The 3,756-nt window shown below is 53.6% G+C and carries 3 protein-coding genes and 1 tRNA gene; 1 reads left to right on the plus strand and 3 read right to left on the minus strand.

Annotation, left to right across the window (positions count from 1 at the left end):
* Nucleotides 1-146 precede the first annotated feature (146 nt).
* The 3 genes from ahr to ACSZPU_RS24250 are packed head-to-tail and all read right to left on the minus strand — an operon-like array spanning nucleotide 147 to nucleotide 2,815.
* A complete protein-coding gene (ahr, locus tag ACSZPU_RS24240) occupies nucleotides 147-1,166 on the minus strand; it encodes an NADPH-dependent aldehyde reductase Ahr (RefSeq protein ID WP_499004114.1) in 1,020 nt (339 codons plus the stop codon).
* Nucleotides 1,167-1,223: 57 nt separating this feature from the next.
* A complete protein-coding gene (locus ACSZPU_RS24245; RefSeq protein WP_499004115.1) occupies nucleotides 1,224-1,802 on the minus strand; it encodes a class I SAM-dependent methyltransferase in 579 nt (192 codons plus the stop codon).
* A complete protein-coding gene (locus tag ACSZPU_RS24250; protein WP_499004118.1) occupies nucleotides 1,802-2,815 on the minus strand; it encodes an HNH endonuclease family protein in 1,014 nt (337 codons plus the stop codon). Before ACSZPU_RS24250 ends, ACSZPU_RS24245 begins: the two co-directional genes overlap by 1 nt.
* Nucleotides 2,816-3,059: 244 nt before the next feature.
* On the opposite strand from ACSZPU_RS24250, the gene ACSZPU_RS24255 reads away from it, so the two are divergent.
* Nucleotides 3,060-3,141 (plus strand) — tRNA-Leu (locus tag ACSZPU_RS24255).
* The last annotated feature ends 615 nt before the right edge of the window (nucleotides 3,142-3,756 follow it).

The following is a 3,756-nucleotide window of genomic DNA, read 5'->3' on the forward strand; positions in this document are numbered from 1 at the left end:
TTATCGGTAGTTAACCCTTCCTCCTACACTCTCCACAATCATGTCCGAGCGTTGCACTTATTATCTGAATTCGCTACAAAGTGAAATGAAGTTAATGAAGGGCGAGGGAACACCTTCCCCCATAGCGGGAGAAGGTTTATGGCACATCAGAAATCCGATTTCAACACCACGCGGTAACGCGCTTTCCCGTCACGCACGTGCTGCAACGCTTCGTTAATCTGCGACATCGGGAACATCTCGGTCGTTGGCGCAACCTTCGCGCGGCCGGCAAACTTCATCAGCTTACGCAGCTCGAACGGCGTACCGGTCGCGGAACCGGACACACTGCGGTCCCCCGCAATCAGCGTAAAGGCCGGAACCTCCAGCGGTTTCAGCACGGCACCCACCGTATGGAACGCACCGCCGTGGGCCAGCGCCTCAAAATACGGCTGCCACTGCAAATCGACATTCACGGTGTTGATAATCAAATCGTACTGGTCCGCCAGTGCTTTCAAGGCTTCCGGATCGCGGCTGTTCACTACATAATCCGCGCCCATCAGGCGTACTTCGGCCTCTTTCGCCGGGTTCGAACTGAACGCCGTCACCTCGCAGCCCATCGCGTGCAGCAGCTTGATGGCGATATGCCCCAGCCCGCCAATGCCAATCACCCCGACACGGCTGGTGGCGGTGATATGGTGCATCAGCAATGGTTTAAACACGGTGATACCACCGCAAAGCAGCGGCCCGGCGGTCTCGACATCAATGGTATCCGGCAGCGGGATCACCCATTGCCAGCCCGCACGAATCTTGTCGGCAAAACCGCCACGGTTGAGGATGGTCGGCACCGCCCCTTCGTGACAGTTGATATTGTCGCCGTTGATACAAGCGTCGCAGTGGCCGCAGCTTTTCGCCGTCCAGCCGATGCCCACGCGCTGGCCGACTTTCAGCCCTTTGTTTTGCGCAGCGCTACCCAGCGCCACCACCCGTCCAATTACTTCATGCCCGGCGACCAGCGGATATTGAGAGAAGCCCCATTCGTTGTCGATCATCGACAAATCCGAGTGGCAGATCCCGCAATAATCCACTTGCACTTCAAAGTCTTCCTGACCCAATTCTCCCGCGTCATACTCAAACAGTTCCAGGTCTGCCCCGGCTTCTTTAGCGGCATAGCTTTTGATAATCGACATCGCCTTTCACTCATGATGGTTGAGATTTGAGTGTAGAGGATAGTCAGAGTGGCAGAGTTAATCTTTGCGTAACAAGGCGTTAAGCCAGGTTTCCGCGCGATCCGGGCGTTTATCCTGCGTCGTCCACATCGACACCACCTGAATATCCGCTAACGGGCTGACCAGCGCGGTCAGGCCTGATTCGGTTAAGTCACTGAAATGGCGGCCTTCTTTTTCTCTTTCCTGTTCGCCATATTTGAACGAGACGTACCAGATACCGCCAGGTTTCAGCGCCTGCGCCAGCGTGTGCATCACCTGCGGCAAGGCGTGCGCTTCAACGTGCAGCAGCGATGCGCAGCACCAGATGCCGTCGTAACGGTTTATGGCATAGACATCGCTAAAGGTCATCTGTTTTACCGCCAGCCCACTGTGTTGCGAGGCCAGACGGACCATTTCGGACGACGCATCAAAGGCCTCGACCTGATAGCCCATCTCCAGAAATGCACGGCTGTCGCGCCCGGAACCGCATCCGGCGTCCAGCACGCACGCGCCAGGGGCAAGATGCGCGATAAAAGGGGCGTAGAGCGACGACATATCGACGCCGATGGTGTCGGCAAAGAACGCCTGCGCATGGTTTTGATAAAAGTTAATGGTCATCAGAAGGTATCCGGCCCGGCGGCCTTTGGCTCCCATTGGTGGAGTAAGTTTACGCGGGCAGTGTTCCAGACATTTGACAGAAAATCATCCCGCAAAGCGGTGGTGATGCCGGTCTGGCGCATCAGCGTTTCGCGTAGCGGGAGGTGGCTGGTAATAAAGTACTCATTGCGATCGCGCAGGCGCTGCAGCAGTTTGACCGACGGGATGCGCGACGATTTGCCCTGCTCCCCGCGGTTACAGTATTTACAGGCCAGCACCAGGTTCCAGACGCCGTTCACGTTCTTCACCTTATCGCGCAGCATCCACGGGAAAAAGTGGTCGACATCGGCCAGGTTGTCATTGCCCGGTTCAAGGCTGATGGGCGCATAGCAGTAAAAGCAGCGGCCTTTCTGATAACCGTTGAGGCTGTCGCGACAGCTGGTGATGTCGACCCGGCGGGTATTCTGTGTGCTGAACAGTATCTGTTGTTGTTCGTCGTACTCCACCGTAATGAGGTTGCGTGAAACACCCATCGCCCAGGCCTGTTCAACCAGCTTCCAGCGCGTATCCGTCTCGAACATCAGGTTCTGATACTGCTGGCGTTCGGTGAGCTGATGGAAATGCGTGGTCAGGCGAATACCTTTGTGGGTTTTGCGCTCATCGATAAAAAAGCGCTTTTCGATTTCGCCCTGATTGACGTTGTGAAAGGCATCGATAACGTTGTTAAACCCGAAACGTACCGTGGCGGCTGTTAATGCATCCTGATCGATTTCCTGTGCGTTAAACCCACGACAGGCGTCGAGATACTGGCTTTTGGCAGAGGTGATTTGCTTTGGTGCCTGTGCCAGATGGCGACACAGATGCTGGCTGAACGGGATGGCGAGATCTTCCAGCAGGATGAGGTCACTGCCGTCGCGCTTCATGTCGTACAGCGCATGAGCCAGCGCGAATTTGTAGGAAGCGACATTTTTGCCAAAGAGGATTATACCGCGCCAGTAGTTCTCCAGCGTGGGCTCAACCTGATAGAAACGCATGTCTTGTCCTGAGCTATGGATGTGGTGAATGGCAACAACCCGTAACAGGATCAGATAACAAGACGCGACAAATGTAAACCACCGCCGTCACGTTGCAGCGTTTTGCGAGAAGCGTTCCAGATAGCAGGGAGCGCAGGGGAGATGTGTCGATTTTTTCGGCATTTAGACGCGGCAAGGCGGGGGAATGCTTGCGCCGGGATCTGCAACAGGTATAATGCAACCCGCTATCAGCATCCCCTTCTGTGCCGAAGTGGCGAAATCGGTAGACGCAGTTGATTCAAAATCAACCGTAGAAATACGTGCCGGTTCGAGTCCGGCCTTCGGCATTCAGTACCTTATTTTCTTTTAAATCAATGAGTTAGTGTGAAAAACCCGTCTCATTGACCAGTAGAAAATGTCAATTCTTCATCACGTACAAAAGCCACTGTGTTTGTTAATGGCTTTGGTATGTTAGCACGCAGTGGCAAGTAGTTACCAGGCTCAACCTTGTACTGCATACGCCAGTATGCCCCCTTTGAAGCTGGAAGACGTGCCGCCGTCTCTAAACCTATACCAAAACAGACTGATCATACGCATTTTAAGCCCGATGTGCGGCCTTGTGGCTACGTAAACAGGTGAATAGTGGTAAACGTACCTGCACACGATATGCAGGCTCTGCCAGCGCTTCGCTCACGCTCCTGACGGTACACGAGCACCCTGATAAGGTGTGATCTCTCTGACAATCTAATGAAGTCGCTACGCTCCGCTTGTTGCTTGTACCACTAACGGGGCTTTATGGTAGCTATTGTCTTAAATCTGGTTCGCTGTAAAATTGAACATAAAGAACAGGTTAAATAAGAAGAATTTTTATGGCGTGGTGGAAAGACCTTAGATAGTGTCGTCACGAGGATAAAAATCATTGATAATAGGGCCTTCTAATCAGAAGGCCCTATTATCATGAC

Origin of the sequence: Phytobacter sp. V69 (genome assembly GCF_965644215.1) — a bacterium.
Classification (GTDB): domain Bacteria; phylum Pseudomonadota; class Gammaproteobacteria; order Enterobacterales; family Enterobacteriaceae; genus Phytobacter.

What these genes read in the sequence shown, in the direction of transcription:
- ahr (WP_499004114.1), bottom strand. Translation starts at nt 1,166, where the DNA reads ATGTCGATTATCAAAAGCTATGCCGCTAAAGAAGCCGGGGCAGACCTG.
- ACSZPU_RS24245 (WP_499004115.1), bottom strand. Translation starts at nt 1,802, where the DNA reads ATGACCATTAACTTTTATCAAAACCATGCGCAGGCGTTCTTTGCCGAC.
- ACSZPU_RS24250 (WP_499004118.1), bottom strand. Translation starts at nt 2,815, where the DNA reads ATGCGTTTCTATCAGGTTGAGCCCACGCTGGAGAACTACTGGCGCGGT.